The 22872-nt window shown below is 41.1% G+C and carries 23 protein-coding genes and 3 tRNA genes; 13 read left to right on the top strand and 13 right to left on the bottom strand.

What is annotated here, in order from left to right; all coding sequences use genetic code 11:
- Positions 1–34: 34 nt before the first annotated feature.
- Entirely contained in the window at positions 35–1561 is a 1527-nt protein-coding gene (gene exaC / locus ES754_RS05395; RefSeq protein ID WP_147222736.1) for an acetaldehyde dehydrogenase ExaC, read from the bottom strand.
- Positions 1562–1952: 391 nt separating this feature from the next.
- Here exaC and ES754_RS05390 point away from each other — a divergent pair, with 391 nt between their 5' ends.
- The 4 genes from ES754_RS05390 to ES754_RS05375 all read left to right on the top strand — a co-directional run bounded on the left by ES754_RS05390 (position 1953) and on the right by ES754_RS05375 (position 6435).
- Entirely contained in the window at positions 1953–3881 is a 1929-nt protein-coding gene (locus ES754_RS05390; protein WP_147222734.1) for an AAA family ATPase, read from the top strand.
- Between the two features lie 158 nt (positions 3882–4039).
- Complete coding sequence (locus ES754_RS05385; protein ID WP_147222732.1) at positions 4040–5221, top strand: type I glyceraldehyde-3-phosphate dehydrogenase; 1182 nt, start codon at positions 4040–4042, stop codon at positions 5219–5221.
- A gap of 61 nt (positions 5222–5282) precedes the next feature.
- Positions 5283–5373 (top strand) — tRNA-Ser (locus ES754_RS05380).
- Between the two features lie 177 nt (positions 5374–5550).
- Positions 5551–6435: a hypothetical protein gene (locus ES754_RS05375; protein ID WP_147222730.1), complete on the top strand. Its 885-nt coding sequence runs from the start codon at positions 5551–5553 to the stop codon at positions 6433–6435.
- 98 nt (positions 6436–6533) lie between these two features.
- Here the strand turns inward: ES754_RS05375 and ES754_RS05370 are convergent, their stop codons facing one another.
- The 6 genes from ES754_RS05370 to ES754_RS05350 form a co-directional block, all read right to left on the bottom strand.
- The gene (locus tag ES754_RS05370; RefSeq protein ID WP_227677955.1) at positions 6534–7022 is read right to left on the bottom strand and encodes a hypothetical protein; all 489 of its coding nucleotides are present in this window, start codon (positions 7020–7022) and stop codon (positions 6534–6536) included.
- The gene (locus ES754_RS12245; RefSeq protein WP_227677956.1) at positions 6992–7342 is read right to left on the bottom strand and encodes a hypothetical protein; all 351 of its coding nucleotides are present in this window, start codon (positions 7340–7342) and stop codon (positions 6992–6994) included. The genes ES754_RS05370 and ES754_RS12245 overlap by 31 nt, the downstream gene beginning before the upstream one ends.
- Before the next feature lie 387 nt (positions 7343–7729).
- Positions 7730–8056, bottom strand: coding sequence for a CopG family transcriptional regulator (locus ES754_RS05365; RefSeq protein WP_147222728.1), 327 nt, complete (start codon positions 8054–8056; stop codon positions 7730–7732).
- A 191-nt stretch (positions 8057–8247) separates the two neighbouring features.
- Positions 8248–8323 (bottom strand) — tRNA-Asn (locus ES754_RS05360).
- A 309-nt stretch (positions 8324–8632) separates the two neighbouring features.
- Positions 8633–8708, bottom strand: a tRNA-Asn gene (locus ES754_RS05355).
- Between the two features lie 232 nt (positions 8709–8940).
- Complete coding sequence (locus ES754_RS05350) at positions 8941–10158, bottom strand: pyridoxal phosphate-dependent aminotransferase (protein WP_147222727.1); 1218 nt, start codon at positions 10156–10158, stop codon at positions 8941–8943.
- A 726-nt stretch (positions 10159–10884) separates the two neighbouring features.
- Here ES754_RS05350 and ES754_RS05345 point away from each other — a divergent pair.
- From ES754_RS05345 to ES754_RS05330, 4 genes are all read left to right on the top strand, one after another.
- Positions 10885–11415, top strand: coding sequence for a GlcG/HbpS family heme-binding protein (locus ES754_RS05345; RefSeq protein WP_147222725.1), 531 nt, complete (start codon positions 10885–10887; stop codon positions 11413–11415).
- Between the two features lie 276 nt (positions 11416–11691).
- A complete protein-coding gene (locus tag ES754_RS05340) occupies positions 11692–12258 on the top strand; it encodes an acyl-CoA thioesterase (RefSeq protein WP_147222723.1) in 567 nt (188 codons plus the stop codon).
- 158 nt (positions 12259–12416) lie between these two features.
- The gene (locus tag ES754_RS05335) at positions 12417–13580 is read left to right on the top strand and encodes a cation diffusion facilitator family transporter (RefSeq protein ID WP_227677958.1); all 1164 of its coding nucleotides are present in this window, start codon (positions 12417–12419) and stop codon (positions 13578–13580) included.
- A 32-nt stretch (positions 13581–13612) separates the two neighbouring features.
- Positions 13613–14389: a DUF2059 domain-containing protein gene (locus ES754_RS05330; RefSeq protein ID WP_227677960.1), complete on the top strand. Its 777-nt coding sequence runs from the start codon at positions 13613–13615 to the stop codon at positions 14387–14389.
- A gap of 189 nt (positions 14390–14578) precedes the next feature.
- Here the strand turns inward: ES754_RS05330 and dps are convergent, their stop codons facing one another.
- The 4 genes from dps to ES754_RS12235 form a co-directional block, all read right to left on the bottom strand.
- Entirely contained in the window at positions 14579–15061 is a 483-nt protein-coding gene (gene dps / locus ES754_RS05325; RefSeq protein WP_147222721.1) for a DNA starvation/stationary phase protection protein Dps, read from the bottom strand.
- Between the two features lie 309 nt (positions 15062–15370).
- Positions 15371–15823 carry an ATP-binding protein gene (locus ES754_RS05320; protein ID WP_147222719.1) on the bottom strand — a complete coding sequence of 151 codons (453 nt, stop codon included), beginning with the start codon at positions 15821–15823 and terminating at the stop codon, positions 15371–15373.
- A gap of 28 nt (positions 15824–15851) precedes the next feature.
- Positions 15852–16115 carry a GFA family protein gene (locus ES754_RS12240; protein ID WP_228267761.1) on the bottom strand — a complete coding sequence of 88 codons (264 nt, stop codon included), beginning with the start codon at positions 16113–16115 and terminating at the stop codon, positions 15852–15854.
- Positions 16116–16127: 12 nt separating this feature from the next.
- Positions 16128–16271: a GFA family protein gene (locus tag ES754_RS12235; RefSeq protein WP_228267760.1), complete on the bottom strand. Its 144-nt coding sequence runs from the start codon at positions 16269–16271 to the stop codon at positions 16128–16130.
- A 249-nt stretch (positions 16272–16520) separates the two neighbouring features.
- Here ES754_RS12235 and uvrB point away from each other — a divergent pair, with 249 nt between their 5' ends.
- From uvrB to ES754_RS05295, 4 genes are all read left to right on the top strand, one after another.
- Positions 16521–18632 (top strand): excinuclease ABC subunit UvrB, encoded by a 2112-nt coding sequence (gene uvrB, locus ES754_RS05310; protein ID WP_147222717.1) that lies wholly within the window; start codon positions 16521–16523, stop codon positions 18630–18632.
- Between the two features lie 230 nt (positions 18633–18862).
- A complete protein-coding gene (locus ES754_RS05305; protein ID WP_147222715.1) occupies positions 18863–19141 on the top strand; it encodes a hypothetical protein in 279 nt (92 codons plus the stop codon).
- Between the two features lie 73 nt (positions 19142–19214).
- Positions 19215–19721 carry a hypothetical protein gene (locus ES754_RS05300; protein WP_147222713.1) on the top strand — a complete coding sequence of 169 codons (507 nt, stop codon included), beginning with the start codon at positions 19215–19217 and terminating at the stop codon, positions 19719–19721.
- Between the two features lie 262 nt (positions 19722–19983).
- The gene (locus tag ES754_RS05295) at positions 19984–20409 is read left to right on the top strand and encodes a hypothetical protein (RefSeq protein ID WP_227677962.1); all 426 of its coding nucleotides are present in this window, start codon (positions 19984–19986) and stop codon (positions 20407–20409) included.
- A 157-nt stretch (positions 20410–20566) separates the two neighbouring features.
- Here ES754_RS05295 and ES754_RS05290 read toward each other — a convergent pair whose 3' ends face one another.
- The gene (locus ES754_RS05290) at positions 20567–20974 is read right to left on the bottom strand and encodes a hypothetical protein (protein WP_147222711.1); all 408 of its coding nucleotides are present in this window, start codon (positions 20972–20974) and stop codon (positions 20567–20569) included.
- A gap of 307 nt (positions 20975–21281) precedes the next feature.
- Between ES754_RS05290 and ES754_RS05285 the strand changes: the two genes are divergently transcribed.
- Positions 21282–22268 (top strand): hypothetical protein, encoded by a 987-nt coding sequence (locus ES754_RS05285; protein ID WP_147222709.1) that lies wholly within the window; start codon positions 21282–21284, stop codon positions 22266–22268.
- Positions 22269–22348: 80 nt separating this feature from the next.
- Here ES754_RS05285 and ES754_RS05280 read toward each other — a convergent pair whose 3' ends face one another.
- Entirely contained in the window at positions 22349–22864 is a 516-nt protein-coding gene (locus ES754_RS05280) for a hypothetical protein (protein WP_147222707.1), read from the bottom strand.
- Positions 22865–22872: the final 8 nt, after the last annotated feature.

Here is a 22872-nt window from a genome sequence, read left to right as displayed (position 1 = left end):
CGACTCTACAAATAAAATACCATAAGCAAGCGGCTTAGAAGAAACCCATCGCTTTAGGGCTATAAGAGACCAGCATGTTTTTGGTTTGCTGATAATGCCCGAGCATCATTAGATGGTTTTCGCGGCCAATACCAGACTGCTTATAACCACCAAACGCTGAATGTGCAGGATAGAGGTGGTAGCAATTTGTCCAAACGCGACCGGCTTTAATGCCACGACCGAAACGATAAGCGCGAGTGCCGTTACGCGTCCACACCCCAGCACCAAGACCGTATAAGGTGTCATTGGCAATAGCCATAGCATCTTCATCATCTTTAAAGGTAGTGACGGCAAGTACAGGACCAAAGATTTCTTCTTGGAACACGCGCATATCGTTCGTGCCTTCAAAGATGGTTGGCTGTACATAGTAGCCGTTTGCCATGTCGCCATCATGTTTGGCGAGTTCACCGCCCACAAGGACTTTGGCGCCTTCTTTTTTACCGATATCAAGATAAGAGAGGATTTTTTCTAACTGGTCAGAGCTGGCTTGGGCGCCAATCATAGTATCAGTATCGAGTGGGTTGCCCATTTTGATGGCTTTAACGCGAGCGATACAGCGTTTCATAAATTCATCATAGATGCTTTCATGAACGAGGGCGCGTGACGGGCAAGTACAGACCTCACCTTGGTTCAGTGCAAACATGACCAAGCCTTCAACTGCTTTATCTAAGAAGTCATCGTCTTCATCCATCACATCGGCAAAGAAGATATTTGGACTTTTACCACCAAGCTCTAACGTCACCGGAATGATGTTTTCACTAGCGTATTGCATGATGAGGCGACCAGTAGTGGTCTCACCAGTAAAGGAGACTTTATCGATGCGCGGATTAGAGGCAAGCGGCTTACCGGCTTCAACACCGAAGCCGTTAACGACGTTAAGAACGCCTTTAGGTAAAATGTCCGCTGCGCCTATTAAGTCAAGTAGGTATAAAATAGAAGCGGGCGTTTGCTCGGCAGGCTTGAGGACGACACAGTTACCGGCGGCAAGGGCAGGGGCAATTTTCCAGATTGCCATTAAAATAGGGAAGTTCCAAGGAATGATTTGACCGACGATGCCTAGCGGTTCATGGAAATGATAGGCGACAGTATCCTCATCGATTTGGCTGATGCCGCTTTCTTGCGCGCGGATAACGCCAGCGAAGTAACGTAAATGGTCGATGGCTATGGGAATATCGGCGGCAAGGGTCTCACGAACGGGTTTGCCATTCTCATAGCATTCAGCAATAGCGATTTTTTCAAGGTTGGCTTCGATACCATCGGCAAGCTTGAGCAACATCTTAGAGCGTTCAGTGACACTGGTTTTGCCCCAAGCGTCTTTTGCGGCATGCGCGGCATCTAAGGCTTTTTCGATATCAGCGGCTTTGGAGCGTGCGACTTGACAGATGGTTTTACCATCGATGGGACTAGGATTGTCGAAATATTCACCATCAACGGGTGGGGTCCACTCTCCGTTAATAAAGTTGTCGTATTTATCGCGGAATTGTACTGGACTGCTTTCGGTATTAGGATAAGCGTATAACATAAACTATTCCTTGTTGTGTTATATGTAAAGTAGATCATATATCAACCGCTATTTATTATTTTATAAACCAGTACAAAAAATAAATGCTGAAGCAATCGCTACTAGATCTTCCTGATCAAGTTACCATTCTATCGTACTGAACTTTTGATTAGAGTGCTAATAACTTTTAATAAAGTTTTGTTTAGGTGTTCATAAATTTAAGTTATGGGCTTTTCTATGTCCAAATAGGTTCGCAAAGCTTGTACAGCTGTTATAATTGGTGCTTCTGTAGATTGCTATTCTTAGTAGACAGTCACACCATTTTATTTTTACTGGATGTTACACGGCTAGCTATTGAATGATTTCAATAGCAGCGCTCTCCTTTTCTCATGTTATTGGTTGGTTTGGATATATGCGTCAATCTTCTGCTCTTGATATTTTAAAAACAGGTCAAAACGTCTTTTTAACAGGTTCAGCAGGTTCCGGTAAGACCTATACCCTTAATCAATATATCAATTATCTACGCGCCCGTCGTGTGCCCGTGGCCGTCACTGCAAGCACCGGTATCGCTGCCACGCATATGAGTGGCACGACTATTCATAGCTGGTCAGGTATCGGTATCAAAGATGAGCTAAGCGAGCGTGATTTAACCAATCTTGCTCGTAAGCAATTTCTAGCAGACAGGCTCAAAGATACTCAAGTGCTTATCATTGACGAGATATCGATGCTGCATGCTAAGCAACTTAATGTTGTTAATGAAGTACTCAAACACGTGCGCAAAAGTCCACTAGCATTTGGTGGTATCCAAGTGGTAGTCGCCGGAGATTTTTTTCAGTTGCCGCCGATTGGCAGTCGCGGTGAGAGCAATCGTGAGAAGTTCGCATTTATGTCGCAAGCATGGCTGGATGCTGAATTTCATATTTGTTATCTGAGTGAGCAGCATCGGCAAGTCAGCGAAGAGGCAAATGGTGGGCTTGATTTAGACGATATTTTAAATCAGATTCGTCGTCAGGAGGTGAGCTTTGAGTCGATTGCTGCCCTTGAAAATACCTTTAATCAAGATATCGATATCAAACGTACGCGTCTTTATACCCATAATTTGAATGTCAATAAAATCAATGATAAAGAGTTGGCCGATTTAACTGGTGAGACTATGCGTTTTGATGCGGCTTTGATCGGTGATACTAAGTTGGTTGAAACTCTAAAAAAGACCGTGCGCACCCAAGATGAGCTGACTCTAAAAGTGGGCGCAAAGGTGATGTTTATCAAAAATAACACTGAGCTCGGAGTTTCAAACGGTACGATGGGCGAGCTGATTGGCTTTGCAGCAGTAAAAGTTGACGATAATAAACATAAGGCCAAAAGTGATGCTTTAGCTGATATGAATGCCGATGGAGCAATAAGCGTTAAAGAAAAGGCTGATGCTAGTGCTAATGACAAAGAAAAGCCTAAGGCTAAAGGTAAAAAACCTGCACCGCAAAAAATGCCGGTGGTTAGATTGAACTCAGGGCGTGAAGTGATTGCTGAACCCGAAGAGTGGATTATTGAAGATGAGCACGGCGAGGTACTGGCAAGTTATGAGCAAGTACCGTTATGTCTGGCATGGGCAATTACTATTCACAAGTCGCAAGGTATGACTTTAGAAGCAGCTGAGATTGACTTATCGCGCACCTTTGAGCTGGGGCAAGGCTATGTGGCGTTATCGCGCCTTAAGTCGCTCGCGGGCTTACAACTGCTGGGTATGAATGAGATGAGCTTACAGCTTGATCCTTTAGCACGCGGCGCAGACAAGCGCTTTTTAATCTTGTCAGATGAAGCCGATGCTAACTATGCGATGCTCGATGAAAAAAGCATGAAGCAAGCACATGATAAATTCATTCTAAAATCTGGCGGTACGCTTAGTAAGTCCGTTATTGAGGCTTATGCCAGCTTACAAAAAAAGCGTCGTGAACAGCAATTAGCGCAGCAAGATAAAAAACAAAAACTAGGCAATCAAATCTCTGATAAATCTGAGAGTACCTTGCTTGCCACACGGCTGTTATTAGAAGAAAGCTTGAGTATTGCGGATATTGCGCATACACGTGGACTTGCACAATCGACCATTATGCGCCATATTAGTGACCTTAAACGTGAAGACCCCAGCCTTGCTTGTGACCATTTGCGTCCTGACGATGCGGTGATGACTGCCGTTGGTAACGCTTATGTCACCATTAAAGTTGCCAACAATCCTAATGATTTCAATGATGATGGCAGTATTAAGATTAAACCCACATATGAGCATCTCAAACAAAGTATTGATTACAATACTATTCGTTTGGCACTAATTTTTATTACCCCATAAGTTTTCATAATAATTATTCATTGCAGTCATTTATAGACAGTCCCTCATAATTGAGATTTTGAAAGTGGGTTCCCTCAGAACTTGCTTAACGTCATGCCGTCATTTTCTATATGCCGCCTGAATACCCCGTTTCTCCACATGGATAGTGATACCTTTTTATGCCTGATTTTTCTAGTGCCAAATACTGTCTGACCTCCGACTTTGCGGTAGCGACCGCTTTTCATGCTAATAATGAACACACACAGCCTCTCAGAGTGGCGATTAACGGCTTTGGACGTATAGGGCGCAATGTGCTACGTGCGCTACTAGAGCGTTTTGAAGTGTTGGGACGGGCCATTCATGTGGTGGCAATTAATGATTTAGCGCCCGCTGATATTCTATTGCATCTGCTCAAATTTGATACCACGCATGGTCGCTTAAGCCGCCTTGGGGTGAATGCAGAATTGGTGACTCATGATGGTAATGAGACTAGCGAGACGCAACTGTGTCTGACCAAAAATGATTACACTTACTGTATTCGCATGCTGTCAGAAGCAGATCCGCAACAGCTTCCCTGGAAAAAGCTTGGTATTGACGTGGTGCTCGAATGTACCGGCTATCTTCGCTCTTATGAGCAAGCAAGCTTACATATTGACGCAGGTGCCAGCCAAGTTATTATTGGTGCAGCGCCTTTTGATAATGTTGATGCTTGTATCGTCATGGGCGTCAATAGCGATGAGCTGACGACTGGTTTACCGATTATTTCCAGCGTTTCTTGTACCACGCAGGCGTTAGTACCATTGATTGATACTTTGGATAAAGCCTTTGGGGTAGAGTCAGCAATGATGACCGAGATTCATGCGGTCACCGCTGACCAGACGGTGCTCGACCAAGCGCACCGCGACCCAAGACGGGCGCGGGCATCGGGATATAATATAATCCCAACGACGTCGAGTAGTATCGCTGCCACTGAGCGCGTATTGCCCAATATGATTGGTAAAATTAATGGTCATTCTATCCGTGTACCAACGATTAACGTCGCGGCTATTGACGTGACCTTTGTGTTTAGTACACCAGATGTTAGTATCGAGGCAATGAGAGAGGCGCTCAAATCTGCTAGTGAAGGATACTTAATTAATATCATGGCTTATACTGATGAGCCTTTGGTCTCAAGCGACTTTATTCATCAGCCTGAATCACTTATTATTGATGGCCAGCAATTGATGCAAGTCGGTAACCAGTATAAAGTTTTTGCTTGGTATGATAATGAATGGGGCTATGCCAATCGTTTGCTTGATATGTGTCTACATCTAGCATCTAGCAAACAGTCTGCTAATAAACAGCCTATATCCGCTAAATAATCTAACTTTTTTAGATATTTGCTTGCATTCTCCTATTATATCGCTATAATGATGCACCAATGGAGACGTGGCAGAGCGGTTGAATGCACCGGTCTTGAAAACCGACAAGGGTTCATAGCCCTTCGAGAGTTCGAATCTCTCCGTCTCCGCCAAATTTAAGTACAATAAAAAAGCCCTCATCATTATTGATGAGGGCTTTTTTATTGGGGACGTTTATTTTAAACTGAATTTTCTACGACATTATATAAAGACAAGAGATGTCTATTGCCTATTACTGAATTATTGTCTATCCTCATATAATTTTGGCAGTATAACTTGGGGTTGGCATAGTGAAAAAAACAGCATTGTACGTATTGATAGGTATAGGTCTTTTAGGATGTGGTAGTGATGACTCTAGACCGGGAGTAATGCCTGGACTGCCACCTGGGGGCACAGTACAACCAACGCCGCCTAATCAAGGTGGCTCTACGCCAAATCAACCACCGACTGATTCAAGTACGCCGCCTCCAGGACCAGGTAATACAAATGAAGGCTCTACCAGCGAATCGTTAGCAGGTATTTATACAGGAACGACAGGTAGAAACCAGACGGTAAAAGGCATTATTGATCAAGATAATAATATTTGGTTCGTATATGGAGATAACGCAGACTTAGACATCAATACAGGATTTATAAACGCGAATTTAAAGGCTGTAAATAGTGAGATAAACGGGGAAGGTAGAGACTATGCATCTATAGATGATAGTGCAGATAAGGTGACTATCAAAGGTAGCTACCAAAATAAAGTGATGCTAAGCGGCACTCTCATTCCTGAGGGCTCTAAAATCAGTGACAGTTATAGTTTATCTTATAATAACCAGTTATCTTCTCCGCAGCAGTCTCTTGCTAGAATAGCTAACAAGACGTTTAATGGCAATGTCTACATCAGTAAGGGTGGTGTGGATTCTGCAAGAATAACAGTCAATTCAGATGGTAGCTTCAGTGGCTCAAGTGTAGAAGGCTGCAAAGTAAGCGGCGATCTGAGCTTCCCTCAAAAAAACACCAAATCGGCTATGTATTTTGTAAGTACAGTTAGATTGGGTAACGCGCCTTGTTACCCAGCCAATCAAATATTTAAAGGAGTCGGTCATCTTGATGCTACTAACGAGTTGATAGTGGTTGGTATTGACGATAACAAAAGACGTGGATTGATTTTTGGTGGACAAGGTTCTTAAATAGTAAACATTATTAGTAAAAATTAATAAATAGAATTAAAAAGCCCCAATCGGCAAATGATTGGGGCTTTTTCTATGGCTGTATGTTTCATTAAAAACTACTTAACCAGTTCATCTTTAAACTCAAGCTTTTGGCCGTCAGTAAGCGTCAATGCGCCTTCACTAATCACTATGGTGACATCTTGCGCATTTTTAATGGCGCGCATAACGTTGATGTCTTCGATACTACTCTCAATAACTATTTTACCGGACTGGTCAGGCTGGATAGGAGGTACGAACCGCGTAAGAGGTATATTAAAGCGTTTACCTTTAGGCAGCTTAGCATCCTGCATCAGCAGCGACCCCTTAAAGCTCCTAATAGGAACTTTGCCCTCATTAGACAGCATAAATTGCAACTTCACTTGGTTTAAGCTGTCACTATCGCTGGTTTTTACTGGCAGTAGGGCAATAGAATAAATTTGTTGGTTGGTAGTACCAGCTTGTTTGCTAGCGACAATCGGACTTTTCTTACCAGTAGGATTGTTAGGGTGCAAGCGCTCATACTCGCGCTGCTGTACTAAGGCTTGCTTGATAGTAGTACGTGGCATCGCCCCTGACTCATAAGCTTCATGCGTAGCATATAGCGGCTCAGTAGCTGGCGGTCGCTTTCAGGTAGCTGCTCAAAGGTATCACCCAGTTTCTTTTGCCATTGGTTAGAGTCTGTAGGTATGGTCTGTTGCTTAGGATCCGCTTGCGGCATTGAGCAGCTAGCCATAACCGGCATTATACTGAGTGCTATAATTAGTGACAGGACATTACGCGTGCTCTGAGTGCCAGTACTACCCAGCGCAGAGGAGTATAAATTTTCAGAGCTACTTGAAGACTTATAATTGCCCCTTGATAAATATTTTTTTAATAAAACTACCATCAACCACCTCCTTGTTAATGTCAAATACCAGTGCTTGATTATTCTCTAATGACGCACAGCTACATAGTATAATTTTGGTACAGACCATTAATTTGAATATACCTCGTTTTGAAGGAGAATAGTGCTAAGACAGTATTAAATACTGTGTTAAATTTTGCAAGAAGGTAAAGCTGAGAGAGTAGGGTTAGATGAGAAATAGAATTTATTATAGAGAAAAGGAAAAAATAAGAAAGACTTACAGCTACGAAGCTAAAGACTAGGCGCTGTCAAGCGAACCTAGTCTCAACATACTTGTTAATCATACATTTAATATTAGGACTTTTTCTTTCAATAAGCGATAGTAAATCTGGTTTATACATAAGGAGTTTCTATTATTAATAGCGTCTATTATTTATCTTGCAGCCCAGATAACGGATGAGTCATATTATTATTGTGCGTCTCAACGATAGCCTCATCAATAATATGCTGACTGACGCCATTTTTACGCAGAGTTTCAATGAATATCTCGTCATGGGCTAAAGTATAATCCTGATGATCACGGTCAAGACCTTGGCGAATATACAAGCGAATTAGCCCCTGGATGCGTTTAAAACCCAGCTCAGCTGATGTTGCCCCTAGTAGCTCAATCATCTCTTCAGAGAGGCGAATACTAATCGGCCGCATGACTTTTTGCGGATGAGCAGAAAACTTATTTTTGATGCGTACAGGTATCATAATAAACCATTACTTGTAGTGAATAGGAATAAAGAACTTGGACGAAAATTGCTACTACCTACCATACAGCATAGCGCTTTAAAATAAAATGCTAGCTGCACTAAAGGGTAGTGGTGCTACAGAATAACCCTGCTAAAAATAGCAACCATAAAAAAACCTTCATCGAATAATGATGAAGGTTTTTTATAATATGGCTCCTCAACCTGGGCTCGAACCAGGGACACACGGATTAACAGTCCGACGCTCTACCAACTGAGCTATTGAGGAATAAGTTGTGATAACCACAAACGGGCTAAACTTGTTTGCGTTATGTGGGACACATTCTAGCCAAGGTTTTGATGTCTGTCAACCCCAACTAAAAAAATATCCTCTATTACCAAAAATTTACGATTTATACGTGACAAACTAACTTCGCTAAATACCTTTCATATTTCTTTGAAGTGGTATTACTATCTTTATAAAAGCTATCACTATAAAAAAACCCTCATCATGTAGATGAGGGTTTTGGCAAATGCCATAATCGAATCACAGTAGATTCTAAGTAGTGCTGTCTATAAATGAACTATAGACTAAATATGGCTCCTCAACCTGGGCTCGAACCAGGGACACACGGATTAACAGTCCGACGCTCTACCAACTGAGCTATTGAGGAATAAGCTGTAAAATTATTATCTTACAGCGAGCTTAGCATTAACTCTGAGTTCTTGCTAAGTGGGGCGTATTCTAGCAAGTATAAAAAATACGTCAAGTCTTTTCTGCGTTTTTTATGAGAATAATGCCTTTAACGGCTAAACACACTGTTTTAAAGTCAAAAAAGACGCCGCAGTGGGCGTCTCTCTTGTTTTTGAATTAACTATTTTTGGAGCAATCGTATTGGCAAAATTTTATTCAGCAACTTTGAAGCTAATAACGTCTAAATCAGCAACAGCGCTTTCGATACGTGCTAAGGCATCTTTTAGTGTGGCTTCATCGGTCGCGTAGGAGATACGCATATAACCGCCAAGACCGAATGCATCACCAGGAACCACAGCAACACCCACTTTCTCTAATAACCATGCTGAAAACTCAGTACAAGACTTCAGACCAGCGGCTTTGATCAAGGGCTTGATGTCAGGGTAGACATAAAATGCGCCATCAGGACGTAAGCAAGTGATGCCTTTAATCGCATTTAAACCGTCTACAACGAGGTCACAACGTTTTTCAAAGGCTTCAACCATCGGCGTGAGCACGCTTTGGTCACCGCTAATAGCAGCCTCAGCAGCGACTTGACTGATTGATGTTGGGCACGAGGTTGATTGTCCTTGTACTTTTTTCATTGCGGCAATGAGTTTGGCAGGGCCACCGGCATAACCGATACGCCAGCCAGTCATCGCATAAGCTTTTGACACACCATTTAGGATGATGGCACGCTCTTTTAGCTCAGGAGCGGCATTCAAGATGTTATAGAATTTATCACCTGTCCAGCGGATGTGCTCATACATATCGTCTGAGGCGACATAAACTTGCGGATGCTTTTTAAGTACTTCAGCAAGGGCTTTTAGTTCATCTAAGCTATAAATCATACCCGTTGGGTTAGATGGGCTGTTTAATACTAACAGTTTGGTTTTGTCAGTAATGGCATCTTCTAACTGCTCAGGAGTGATTTTAAAGTCTTGTTCTTCTGGACATTTTACGATGACTGGCACACCTTCAGCGATGATAACCATGTCAGGGTAGCTGACCCAATATGGTGCTGGAATGATGACTTCGTCGCCTTTATTAATAAACGCTTGTGCCAAGTTAAAGAACGACTGCTTGCCACCGACCGAGACCAAGATTTCATTCATCTCGTAGCTGATATCGTTATCACGTTTGAACTTGTCGATAATTGCTTTTTTGAGACTTGGCGTGCCATCGACGGCAGTATATTTAGTAAAGCCGTCATTAATCGCTTTGATTGCTGCTTGCTTAACGTGTTCTGGCGTATCAAAATCTGGCTCGCCTGCGCCAAGACCGATAATGTCTTTGCCCGCAGCTTTTAGCTCTGCGGCTTTACTAGTGATGGCAAGGGTTGGAGAAGGTTTAATATTGTTGACGCGGTCAGATAATTGCAGTTCGCTCATTGGAAATCCTTTTTATAGTTGCTTGGAGTTTTAGATACATGAAGGCTGGTTATAAACATATTGCCAGCTTTTAACGCACAGTGAAAATATGATGTGTAAAAATCACTGTTGTTAGGACGCCTTGACAAGCGCCCTAGATTTTGGTTTATCGCATTGTAACATGACAATATAACACTGTCTTAAGAGACCATTAATCGAGAGTATAAAAAACGTAGAAAATAATTCAGCTATTTAACGATATCAAGTTTCAACTCTTTTACTTGCACTTCTAAAAGTTTCAACTCTTTCACTTGCACTACTAAAAACGATAACGGTCAGCAATTAATGGCTTGTTTGCGAAGTTACAACAATAGGTATCACTGCTTATACTATACTTATTTGAACTTTGATTATTTAGATTTGTTAAATGAGTGTTGCTATTTGATTAGTTAATCACTAATAAAAATAATTATCCCTTATTTAGGGTAGTGTGGTTTCTAAAGTTCTTATATTTCACATAGCGACTATAAAAGGATGTTTACGATGAAAACTTCTCCTGAAAATCTCCATATTCTAATTACGGGTGCAATTTCTGGTATTGGCAACCAAATAGTAAAAGACTGCCTTTATTAAAGGCTTTTGTTGACAGCCACTCATTATTTATATTTTTAGTGTGACGTCTTAAATATTTTAAGGTGTTGCTTACAATTAATGCTCACATCTGTGAGCTAAATTTCAGGAATTTTTATGCGTTTAGTATCAAGTTATTTATCTACAGCTTTAATGGCCCTAGTTGTCCTAGGCAGTGCTAGCAATGTTATGGCAGCCAAACCTACTGTTGCTAAACCAAGCCTAATATTGCAACAGCCGAATGTATCTTTGGCTTTAGCCAATGAATTAATTGATGCCACTATGGCAGTCTGCCATGCAGAGGGTAAATCTGCTGTCGTCGCTGTCGTCGATCGTGCTGGTAACCTCATTGCGCTACAGCGTGATGACAGTGTAGGCCCGCACAATACCGATGCCGCTGTTCGTAAAGCATATACCGCACTGTCTACCAAAACACCTTCACGGCTTTTGGCTAATAATGCCCGTGCGAACCCAGACTCAAGTAATTTAAACACAGTACATGACTTGTTACTCATAGGCGGTGGTGTGCCATTAAAGTTCGGTAATGAAGTAATAGGGGCTATCGCGGTGGGTGGCTCAGGTGGGGCAATGCAAGATGAAAGCTGTGCGTTAAAAGGTATTGAAAAAGTACTTCCTACACAAAAATAAATCCTAGAATAGACATAGAACGTGTTTGATATTCACGAGTTGAAAATTAGACACGCTTTAAGCATTAGTATCATCGAAGTCTTTATTGAAGACAAACTATATCCTAAAATCTTTGGCGTACCAATTCCATTGGTTGAGCTAAAAAATAACGGTTTAATATAAAGTAAATTATTTAGGAAACCAGCTTCCTATTAAGAAAAACTATCCAAGAGTCCTTAATATGCGCTACACTAAATATCGCCATATTAATGGAATCATACAATAGTAAGGATTGCTATGCCTCAAGATAATACCTCTTCAACCGCCAAAAAAGCCCCCTTAAATCACGAACTGTATATGTCGATACTGATGACACCCGATATGGCAAACTTCATCGGTAACGTTCACGGTGGTGATTTACTCAAAATGCTTGATCAAGTCGCGTATGCATGTGCGAGTCGCTATAGTGGTAGCTACGTCGTAACGCTGTCTGTTGACCAAGTAATGTTCCGTGAGCCTATCTATGTGGGCGAGCTGGTTACTTTTGCTGCCAGTGTCAATTACGTCGGTAGAACGTCGATGGAAATTGGTATCCGTGTTGAAGCAGAAGACGTGCGCGCGCGTACGATTCGCCATACCAACAGCTGTTACTTTACCATGGTCGCCATCGATGATAATGGTAAGCCGACGCCTATTCCACCGCTTAAGATTAAGACACCGATGCAGAAATGCCGTTCTGACGCGGCTATAGAGCGTAAACGTCTGCATATGGAAGGTTCAAACCGACTGAGTTGTGATATCTCTACGATGGTCGGTGAGTTAAATTTAACTCATAATGATGAGTCTGAAGAAACCAATCTTTAACTACTAAATATAGAATATTTTAAATAACGACTCACTAAAAAGTTACTGATACTTTTGCGATCCTATTTTAAGCTAAAGTATCTTTTAACTAACCAGCAATGCACAGACAGTAATTGCCATTCATAACACTGTACTTGCGTTGTTGCAATGAGTTCAGCATGAGCCTAAAACCTTCTATCGCTAAGCCCCACGCCCATCTTGAGGTCAATCCTCAGGTACACATCTCCACTCGTTCTCGTAGTGCTGGCTCGCCTAATGTTTCTGACAGTCTTCATAGTAACTCATATAATACTCTTAATAAAAACGATCTTGGTAACCACTACAACAATACTGGTAATCCGTCGCCCGATGTCGAGAAAAAACATTCTGGCTCGCTAATGACTGTAATAATTGCTATTGGCGCTAACGTTCTTATTGCTATTGCCAAAACGGTCGGTGCGTTTATGACCGGTTCTGCCTCTATGATTGCCGAAGCTGCGCATTCATGGGCAGATAGCGGTAATGGCGTTTTTTTACTTATTGCAGAAAAAAAATCGGTTAAACCTGCAGATAAAAGCCATCCGCTAGGCTATGGTAAAGAGTCGTACGTGTGGTCAATGATTGCCGCCTTTGGCGTATTCATGGCAGGTTCGATTGTCTCCATTTATACAGGAGTTAAGGAATGGAATGCTGTTCAGACTGATACTGACTACACGATTGGTTTTGTTATTTTAGCGGTTGCATTCGTGCTTGAGGGCATCTCACTAATGCAAGCCTATCGTGAAAGTAAACAGCATGGTGATGCGCTCAACATGAGTGCTTTTGGGTATGTAGTCGACACGTCCAACCCTACGTTGCGTGGCGTGTTCTTTGAAGATTCAGCAGCCGTTATTGGGCTAGTAATAGCAGCTGCTGCGATGGGCATGCATGCTTATACTGGTCAGCCATTTTGGGATGCGCTAGGTTCTATCGTGGTAGGTATATTGTTAGGGGCAGTGGCAATATTTTTAATCAGCCGCAACCGTGAATTTTTAGTTGGACATAAAGTATCGGATAGAATGCATTGCTATGTATTGGGTGAATTGCTGGAGCACCCTGATATTGATAGTGTGTCATATCTACATTTAGAGTGGGTAGGTCCTAAAAAGATATTCATGGTAGCCGCAGTAGACATTATAGGTAATCAAGAGGAAAAAGATATCGCACTAAAATTTGAAGGTATAGAAAACCAATTCCGTAACAACCCAATATTTCAAGAAGCTATTTTGACATTATCAGTACCTAACGCTGAAACGTTGACTTTACCCGATACTAATGCTAATGGTGCACAATCTATAGGTTAGCTGTCTGAACATGACAAAAACAAGAGTATAAAATGAACCTCATAAATAATAGTACTCAAGTTAATTTGCAAGCTTCCGTTACTCGTCCATTAGCGGTTCAATCATTACTAATAATGACACTTATCGGTGGTGTTTTTGGCTTTGTTATAAATCATGCGAATGCTGAAATGATTATTCATAGTGAACCTAGTTCGCAAATCAAAACACGCAGCAAGTCTACAAGTGATGTCAACACTCAGGCTGTAAGTTCCCAACCTTATAACACGCAATTTATTGACAATCCATTGATGTCTACTCGAACGCCAACTGAGGTATCTATCGTTAAGCTGATGCAGGTCATGCATATTGATGAGCAGATAACCGCTATCGTGAATGGTCAACATGCAGCCGTTGATGCGATTAACACGCAAACAAGTAATATCCAAACAAGTAAACGTACGCAGCAATCAAGTGCTGACAAAGTAGGCGATAAGAAGTTAAACAAACGCCAACTTGAACTGCAAACTCGAATCCAAGGACTGTTAGGCCAATATACCAAAATCTTAACTGGTAGTATCGACGAAGCAACTGATATTGAAACTATGACAGCGGCTTATATGAGCGCGGCAAAGGCTTATTATACTCAAGCTGAAGTTGATGCTCAGATTAAGTTTTATGATACCGCTATCGGTCAAAGTATTTTAGCTAAGCAGCCACAAGTGACCGCTGAATTTTTAAAACAATCGTTACCAGAGGATATGGATGCTACTAAAGATCAACTGAATGAGTTATTGCCGCAAATGAAACGGCTTATGAAAGACATTTTATAGAGTAGGAGAGAAGTGGTTCTTAAAAGGATGCCGCCATCAGTATGTTGTTATAAACCCATGGTTTTTAAAGAACTCAGTATATAAAAATTAGACATAGAAAAAGGTCACCTTGATAGATGACCTTTTTCTTTCACTGCTATTAATGTTTTAGTATTGAACTAGATTGAAACAGTGTTTTCTCTTTAAAGCTTATTTCTTTGGCGCATTCGCACCGATGAACCAAGCGTCTTTATCGATAGTACGGCTAACTTCAGTCAATAAATCAGCGGTATCTTCATCACCAGCTTCGCCAGCGGTATCAATCGCTTCACGCAAAGATGCTGCAATGGTCTTGTAGCGATTAGTAAGCTCACGAACGTGCTGGTCAACTTCAGTGATATCAGTAGGGTAAGTCTCTAAGATAGAGTCCTCAACGACACGCTTAGAGATACCATTGGCTTTACCGCCAAGAATAACAATGCGTTCAGCAACAGTATCAAAAGCTTCAGTTAAGCGATCATAAGTGTCATCTAATAGCTGATGTACACCAATAAAGCCAGTACCTTGCAAATTCCAATGACATTGCTTGCTGTCCATACTCAAATCGATCAGATTTGCTAAATTAGCATTCAACAAATCAGTCATTTTCTGTGCAGTTGCGTCGTCTATTCCACTTGCGTAACGTTCTCTCATGTTTTGCTCCATTATTTAATTATTAGTTAAGGGCTATATTAATAAGAATTCTTTAAGTTGTTATAATAAATTTTGATCAGCACCAAGTTTATAAATTATCGTAGTCACGATACTTGGCGTTACTGCTTAATTCAGCACCAATAATAGCAGCTTAACTCAAACATGAAACCCTTAAGCGTTAGGCTTTATTAAGTGGTCGTGTAACAACTTTGTTAACCATGAAAAGCTTTGTAAAGTTGAACCCTTATCTAGACAGGTTATGTAGTCCTAGAGCATTTATTTAATCGAGCTGGAATGCAGTTGATGAGATTAAGGTGGTGCACTATCTAAATATTCATTGATAGAGAATGTATCCTCACCAACACTAACAATAAATATCCTATCAAAGCCTTCCTCAAATCTTGGGCGTTGCATCTTTTTTGCCGTACCTTTAACACCAACTTCAGGGATTTTCTCTTTACCTTGACGAGCATTATTACGTGCTAACGCATCTTTAAACGGACAATCAAGGTAGTAGGCAATAACTTCAAAGTTAGCGGCTTTTGCTGCGGTAATAAAGTCAGCACGCTCAAGCACAGTCGGATTGGTTTTATCAATGACCGTTTTGGTCTTGCTGGTAAGACACGCCTCAAATAATAACTGTAGCCGATGATTGGTGTTGAGCATGTCTTTATTGAGGCGGATATGACTGTGGAAAAACTGGCGCTGATAAAAAGTGGATTTACCAGCGCCTTGGATACCAATAAAAATAATCAGTTGCATAAATAGCCATTTATCCTAGTTAAATATACTACTCGGTAGGTTTGATGCCTTTCTCTTTAAACTTATCAAACAATTGCTGCTGGGTTAAGTTTTCAGTGTCATTGGCAAACTCATAATAGTCCGGCTTTCTATCAATGAAAATTTGGCTTTCAAAGGTAAAGTTAGTGTGGTCTTGAAATAGACCTAAAGATAAGACGTAAGTCTCAGAGCCAAGCTGATGATAATATAAATTAGTACCGCATTTATGGCAAAATGCGCGCTCTGCCCATTCGGATGAAGGGTAGACGGTCATAGAGTCCTCACCTTAAATGTCGGGTTTTGAGTTGCTATGTACTGCCATTAATGGACCGCTGCCCCAGCGGCGACACATTGTGCAGTGACAAGCCTCAAAGGTGTTGATGTCTTCTACTTCTATAGTGACATTACCGCACAGACAGTTGCCTTTCATAATCCATTCCTTTGTTTAATGTCTTTAGACTATACCTTAATTTTTCGGCTTTATTTTTATTATATTTTTACCTTTGATTATATTTTCAAACGTATATGTCACTTATTTATCTTTGATAAATAGTAGCTATATATCGTGATATTTTGGGTAAAATATATACCCCTATATTAAGGATAAGCTCTTAAATTGTCCTTTAAAAATAGCCATTTATCCCCATATTATTAAAAACATTAAAAGAAGATAGCTATTATGCGTATGCCCGAACCGCGTTCATCGCGTCAGTTAAATCAATTGGCCACTCAGCTGCAAGGCGAAGCTGAAATTAGTGGTGTTAATGCGTCAGGTACGCAAATAGCAAGTCGTGCTTTTGAGATGGTCACCGAATTTGAGCCAGCAGGCGATCAGCCGCAAGCGATTGAAAAGCTAGTTAAAGGTATTAATGCAGGCATGGATGAGCAGTTATTGCTTGGGGTAACGGGCTCTGGTAAGACCTATACCATGGCAAAGGTCATCGCTGAGACGCAACGTCCAACCATTATCATGGCGCATAATAAAACGCTTGCTGCGCAGTTATATGGTGAGTTTAAAGCGTTTTTTCCCAATAATGCGGTCGAGTATTTCGTCAGCTATTATGATTATTATCAGCCCGAAGCTTATGTGGCCGCTAGTGATACCTTTATCGAAAAAGACAGCGCGATTAATGATCATATTGACCAAATGCGTCTGTCTGCCACACGGGCATTGTTAGAGCGGCGTGATGCGATTATTGTCGCTTCGGTATCGTGCATTTATGGTTTGGGTGATCCCGAAAGCTATCTAAAAATGCTACTGCATATTGTGGTTGGTGACCGCATAGATCGTACTGCGACCATTAAACGTTTGGTTGAAATGCAATATATGCGTAATGAGCTAGACTTTGGTCGTGGTACGTATCGCTTGCGCGGTGAGATACTAGATATCTATCCAGCAGAATCGGAGCAGCTGGCTGTGCGGGTCCATTTGTTTGATAATGAAGTGGAAAAAATCACTTGGTTTGATCCGCTAACTGGTAAAACGGTGCGTAGCGTGCCGCGTATTACCATTTATCCAAAATCGCACTATGTGACGCCGCGTAATAAGCTAGAGGCGGCAACTCATACGATTCGTGCTGAGCTTGAACCACGTCTTGAGTATTTCCGTGATAATAATAAATTAATTGAAGCGCAGCGTCTTAAAGAGCGTACGCAGTATGATTTAGAGATGATTCAACAGCTGGGCTATTGTAACGGTATCGAGAACTACTCACAGCATTTATCTGGACGTCCATCAGGGGAAGCGCCGCCGACATTGTTTGATTATATCCCAGAGGATGCCTTGCTATTCCTTGATGAGTCGCATGTGACAGTCTCGCAAATTGGGGCGATGTATAAAGGTGATCGGTCACGGAAAGAAAACTTGGTCAATTATGGTTTCCGTTTGCCAAGTGCCATGAATAACCGTCCAATGAAGTTCGAAGAATGGGAACGTATTAAGCCGACCACGATTTATGTCAGCGCCACGCCTGCATTATATGAGTTGGAACATAGCGAACAAGTCGTCGAGCAAGTGGTGCGTCCAACGGGTCTGATTGATCCTGAGATTGAGATTCGTCCGGTACTTACCCAAGTCGATGATGTGCTATCGGAGATTACTATCCGCAGTGCCAAAGATGAACGCGTATTAATCACTACTTTAACCAAGCGGATGTCAGAGGATTTGACCAGTTATCTCAAAGAATACGATGTCAAAGTCGCTTATCTCCATTCAGATATTGACACCCTTGAGCGTATGCAAATTATTCATGAGCTGCGGACGGGCGTATATGATGTACTGGTCGGTATTAACCTGCTACGTGAAGGTCTCGATTTGCCAGAAGTGTCATTGGTCGCAATATTTGATGCGGATAAAGAGGGCTTTTTGCGTTCGGAGCGAGCCTTGATTCAGACCATTGGTCGTGCTGCGCGCCATCTTCATGGTAAGGCGATTCTCTATGCCGACCGTATCACCAACAGTATGCAAAAGGCGATTGATGAGACCGATCGTCGCCGTGAAAAACAAGTGGCATTTAACCTTGAGCATAACATCACGCCAAAAGGTGCGCGCCGAAATGTCACTGACAAAATCGATACCGGTGAGGACCTCGATGCCAATGACAATCAAGCGATTCCGGTCAAAAGCAATCTACCTGATGTGGATATTAGCATCTTACGCAGTCCTGATTTACTCGCTAAAGAAATCAATCGTCTGGAGAAGCTGATGAAGCAATATTCGCGCGACTTGAAGTTTGAAGATGCGGCGAAAACTCGGGATAAAGTGTTGGAGCTAAAGGCGCATTTGCTTTAGCAGGTAAAGCATAGAGTTCACAGAGAGTAGGGCGGGTTAGCTGATAGTTAGCTCGCCTTTTTTATGTTTAGTTAATATGTCAAAGTTAATTTTACTTTTCATTAAAGTTAAAATGAGTCAGTTTCATTAAAAAGATGAACTCTTTTAACCAATCTCTTTTAAAAATATTTTATATGGTATAAAGAACTACAGTTATCAGCAAGCTTACTTTTATCAATTGGAGAAATAAAATGAGTAGTTATAAAGATGTAGTTATTGAAACTTATATTAATACAAAAGGTGGTTCATCAAAGAGTATACGGGCTCGTCCTATAGCGGGACAAAGTTTTGATACGAGTATGAATGTAGAGTGCTCTTCAAAGATGAGAAAATCTTATCCAGTCGGTACAAGATTCCTAATTCAAGCAAAAATTTCTGAAAGAGAAGGTGGAACTCCGTTTCTTTACGCTTATTATAATGCTCCTTATAGAATAGTAGCTGAGCGTGAGATTGAAGAGCTAATTGGATAACATTTTTTACTCTAGTTTTGGTAGAGGTTTTACTGTTTTACTTATGTGTTACGATAAATCTGGATAAAATTAAATGCATAAATTTAGTGAACTCATAGAAATGTCTACATTATTAACAATTAATTCAATGGAAAGAAGTTATGAGCTAATATCAAAAGAGCTGGAAACAAGTGGAAGTACTTTATGGGTTAAGTTTCTACAGACACTTACTCTACAGAAAACAATATACATTATTGGAGTATTCTCCTTTTCAGAATCTACATTACAAACACTATTAATATGCAAGAATGGTTTTATTCAAGCTGAAAAAGAGTTGAAAGAAATGGGTGAAACTGAGTTAGTGAGTAAATTTGAAATCTACAGAGCGGCGATTAATGTATTGAAGCATGGGTATGGAAGGAGCTATGACTACCTTATAAAAAATAAACACAATTTATCTTTCAAAGTAAAAGGTGAAAATGAAGGGTTTTTTGAGGAAGGGGATGTTTCTGAGATAGTTACTCTCATAGAAGTGGATGACCAATTTGTTTTAGACTGTACGGAAACTATTAAGCAAGTTTTTAAAAAGCTAGGTTTTTGACTTTCGTGGACAGTTTTTATTGAGAATGTGACGACTCTTATCACTAGTTTCGCTCGATATTTTGCATTACCCACATGACTATTGACGCCACTATAAGTGATAACACCAACATCATGTCATTGCTAATATCAAACGTAGTTTTACACTTTGCCACTTAAAAAATCCTACTGGTTTTTGTAGTATAGCTCAACAAAGCATCATCTAGGTGACAGTCATTTTGAATGTCTCAGGTCTACAAAATTTAAACTTTAGGAGTGTATTTATGTTTGATGTTAAGTCGTTATTTAAAAAAGCGGTAGAAAAGGAACTGGTCAATGTTGATGACTATATTTTTATGCCTGAGCGTATAGATATGGTCATGGATGAAGGTGATTTAAGTTGCATCTTAAACAGTGATGGTACTGTCAATATTTTCTATACGAAGCAAGGAATAACGGACGTAAGGGCAGCGGCTCGTAAGCATCCTTTTACCGCTTTTGAGACTGAGCTGCATCATGGGATATATGATGATGTTATTGAGGATTTGGTTGAAGGTGTTAACAAGGTTATTGATGGCAGATCTAAATACTTTACTAAGGTAGTTTTACCGTCAACCTCTGCTTTAGGTGCGCCCGTACCTTTGAAGCCATCACAAAATGAGAGACCTTTAACGGGAACCCCGTTATCAGGAACGCCTTTAAAGCCATAATTATCTACATAGAATAAGTGCTTAAGTTTATTGGTTTAGACGCTTCATTGTAATATCCTTCTTCACAACCGTGTTAAAAACAAAAAGGCTGAGTTCATAATGAAACTCAGCCTTTTTGTTTTTAACACGGATGAATTTTTTAGCTTCATCACATCTTTTATTTTAACATAGTGCTGTAACAACTTTGTAGCGTGTTCGCAATGACTTTAGTCGCCAGTTGTACTCTATAGTTAGAATTTATGGCTGCATTTCCCAGCTCAACAAGAGTCACTTGTTGTGGTGCTTGCTCACTGACGCAGCCACAAACTTTGCTTGTTGCCGCCTCTTGTTGTCTCTCATTCATAGCGGCACTAACGATGCGCCAAGCAGGTTGTTTTTCAATCTCATAACGGCATTGGTTATCGATAACGGTTTTTAATACATTCATCCCAGCGCTGTTTACTGTACCAATAGCAGTGCCTGCTGCGCCTGGGATCGTGCTTGGGTTGGTGTTAGCGCCTGTTGTGGTACATCCGGCGAGAGCAAATGTAGCAAGCATAGCAGTAGAGATAAAGAGTTTTTTCATAGTGTAATCCTTTGATATTAATTAGTATTGTTTAAAAGTTGTGGTTGAAAGTATATTTTGATAAAGGCTTTTAAAGTGGTTTTTAAATAAACAATCATCGTTCGATTTGAGGTACTGACAACGACTTGCGATTATTACATACTTTTAGAGCTTTGACTCACACCAAATATTGTAAGAGCGAGATATAGATACTTTTAGCAGGGTCTTTATTTAGTTATTAACTTAGTTTAAATAGGTGCAATCTGTTTACCACTCTCTCCAGCCGTGCTATTTTAACTCTAACTCTTCATGGGTAGTGGAGGCGGATATGTTGCGATATTATTTTATGCTATCGACATTATTAATCAGTACGGTTTCGGTCGTCCATGCTCGAGAAGTCGTGTTGCCAAAGCCCGTCATCATAGCGTTAATAGAAGAGCGTTGCTCATCGCCCGACCCCAATCCGCGTGTGAGTCCTGTACTAGAGTATGACTGCTCAGATAAATATGAAGATGGCGATGAGGACGAGCAGAGCATGGATTATAGTCTGCGCTTGGTGCCTTTAATCGCGCAGGATTTTGACCGAAATGGTATCCGAGATTTTGCGTTGGTGGTTGAGTCTTCTGGTCCATTGGGCGGTAGTGTGACGACCAATAGCGGTATTCATTATGTCCTATTAGATAAAAAACAGAAAATAATAAAAGATCATGAGGTGTTACTTTATGCACCCTTTAGCGAGCATATCGTTGAGTATAGCATCGTCGGTCAGCGCATTAAGTATGAAGCAGTACCAAACTATCGCAGTCATCCTGAAGCTTATAAAGATGGCGTGCTGCTAGTACCAGCCCTTAAATTTGAAGTGAACTGGATAAATGGTAATCCCACGAGTACCTATTATCGGGAGAACTGCCGACTGGCTGGTATTAAAGACAAACCCCTGCTGAAACTTGCTCGCGGTGTTACCCGTGAGACCGATATCGATATGCATGACTACACGCAAGTCATTACAGAAAAGGCGCAGATACGTGATCTACAAGTGACGGCTACTTTGGAAGGCTGTGATTATAGTGAGGTTGTATTTAATATTGAACCCATTAGTGGTCAGACTTTACCTGTTCTAACCGACGTTTTGCAAGCGTTGATTCCGGTCACACACCATCATAAGCAACTTCGAGACCTATTAAAACTAGATCAAAAATCTCAGATAAAATTCGGTGAGGTGCTGTCTTTAAATAATAACTGGTCGGGGCGAATATATATAGACAGAAAGAACAACAGCTCTAGGCTAAGAATCAACTTATCTCAGATAAAGTAGGTCAGAAACGTGAGTGATTTAAATTAAAAAACCAGCGAAGGTAACTCAGCTGGTTTTTTAATCTATATGATTATAGGGTTTTAAACATTTTTACCATGTTGCTCTTGCTGAATACTTTTAGCCAATTTATAACATTCTTCGATATGGTCGGTGGCGATTTTTTTGAAAATCATGTAGCCCATCGTTGCTGCAACCAATTGTCCACCGAGTGGAATAAACTTGGTCACTTGCTTAGCCGCAATACGACCACCAAAACCTTGCACCGTTTTCTTCACGATACCGCGGGTTGCCATAAGGGCTGCAAAGTCGACGGTGCGATCTTTTAAAGCACCCCAATGAATAGCGCGTGACTCTAAATCTACTGCCGACTCACGACCTTCAATTAAGCCAAAGCGTTCACTGATATCAGGAAGCAGTTGGGTTAACATGCCAGCATCAACGGCCACATCAAAGAAGGGTACAGGGACAACGGCCACACCAGCGGAATATCTGGCGCGTTTTTTGACTAAGTCTATACATTCTTTTTTGACTTGTTCTAGGTTTAAATTAGGATCGATAGTATTGGGGAGTTTGTCAACGGCGGGGGTAGTGAGCATAATAGTAT

Origin of the sequence: Psychrobacter frigidicola (genome assembly GCF_007997305.1) — a bacterium.
GTDB classification, from domain to species: domain Bacteria; phylum Pseudomonadota; class Gammaproteobacteria; order Pseudomonadales; family Moraxellaceae; genus Psychrobacter; species Psychrobacter frigidicola.
The sequence above is the reverse complement of the archived record's forward strand: the minus strand, read 5'-3'. Positions and strand labels throughout refer to the sequence as shown.

Bases quoted from the DNA above. Each gene is read 5' to 3' on its own strand.
- exaC (WP_147222736.1), bottom strand. From the start codon at position 1,561: ATGTTATACGCTTATCCTAATACCGAAAGCAGTCCAGTACAATTCCGC.
- ES754_RS05390 (WP_147222734.1), top strand. From the start codon at position 1,953: ATGCGTCAATCTTCTGCTCTTGATATTTTAAAAACAGGTCAAAACGTC.
- ES754_RS05385 (WP_147222732.1), top strand. From the start codon at position 4,040: ATGCCTGATTTTTCTAGTGCCAAATACTGTCTGACCTCCGACTTTGCG.
- ES754_RS05370 (WP_227677955.1), bottom strand. From the start codon at position 7,022: ATGCCACGTACTACTATCAAGCAAGCCTTAGTACAGCAGCGCGAGTAT.
- ES754_RS12245 (WP_227677956.1), bottom strand. From the start codon at position 7,342: ATGGTAGTTTTATTAAAAAAATATTTATCAAGGGGCAATTATAAGTCT.
- ES754_RS05365 (WP_147222728.1), bottom strand. From the start codon at position 8,056: ATGATACCTGTACGCATCAAAAATAAGTTTTCTGCTCATCCGCAAAAA.
- ES754_RS05350 (WP_147222727.1), bottom strand. From the start codon at position 10,158: ATGAGCGAACTGCAATTATCTGACCGCGTCAACAATATTAAACCTTCT.
- ES754_RS05345 (WP_147222725.1), top strand. From the start codon at position 10,885: ATGCGTTTAGTATCAAGTTATTTATCTACAGCTTTAATGGCCCTAGTT.
- ES754_RS05340 (WP_147222723.1), top strand. From the start codon at position 11,692: ATGCCTCAAGATAATACCTCTTCAACCGCCAAAAAAGCCCCCTTAAAT.
- ES754_RS05335 (WP_227677958.1), top strand. From the start codon at position 12,417: ATGAGCCTAAAACCTTCTATCGCTAAGCCCCACGCCCATCTTGAGGTC.
- ES754_RS05330 (WP_227677960.1), top strand. From the start codon at position 13,613: ATGAACCTCATAAATAATAGTACTCAAGTTAATTTGCAAGCTTCCGTT.
- dps (WP_147222721.1), bottom strand. From the start codon at position 15,061: ATGAGAGAACGTTACGCAAGTGGAATAGACGACGCAACTGCACAGAAA.
- ES754_RS05320 (WP_147222719.1), bottom strand. From the start codon at position 15,823: ATGCAACTGATTATTTTTATTGGTATCCAAGGCGCTGGTAAATCCACT.
- ES754_RS12240 (WP_228267761.1), bottom strand. From the start codon at position 16,115: ATGACCGTCTACCCTTCATCCGAATGGGCAGAGCGCGCATTTTGCCAT.
- ES754_RS12235 (WP_228267760.1), bottom strand. From the start codon at position 16,271: ATGAAAGGCAACTGTCTGTGCGGTAATGTCACTATAGAAGTAGAAGAC.
- uvrB (WP_147222717.1), top strand. From the start codon at position 16,521: ATGCGTATGCCCGAACCGCGTTCATCGCGTCAGTTAAATCAATTGGCC.
- ES754_RS05305 (WP_147222715.1), top strand. From the start codon at position 18,863: ATGAGTAGTTATAAAGATGTAGTTATTGAAACTTATATTAATACAAAA.
- ES754_RS05300 (WP_147222713.1), top strand. From the start codon at position 19,215: ATGCATAAATTTAGTGAACTCATAGAAATGTCTACATTATTAACAATT.
- ES754_RS05295 (WP_227677962.1), top strand. From the start codon at position 19,984: ATGTTTGATGTTAAGTCGTTATTTAAAAAAGCGGTAGAAAAGGAACTG.
- ES754_RS05290 (WP_147222711.1), bottom strand. From the start codon at position 20,974: ATGAAAAAACTCTTTATCTCTACTGCTATGCTTGCTACATTTGCTCTC.
- ES754_RS05285 (WP_147222709.1), top strand. From the start codon at position 21,282: ATGTTGCGATATTATTTTATGCTATCGACATTATTAATCAGTACGGTT.
- ES754_RS05280 (WP_147222707.1), bottom strand. From the start codon at position 22,864: ATGCTCACTACCCCCGCCGTTGACAAACTCCCCAATACTATCGATCCT.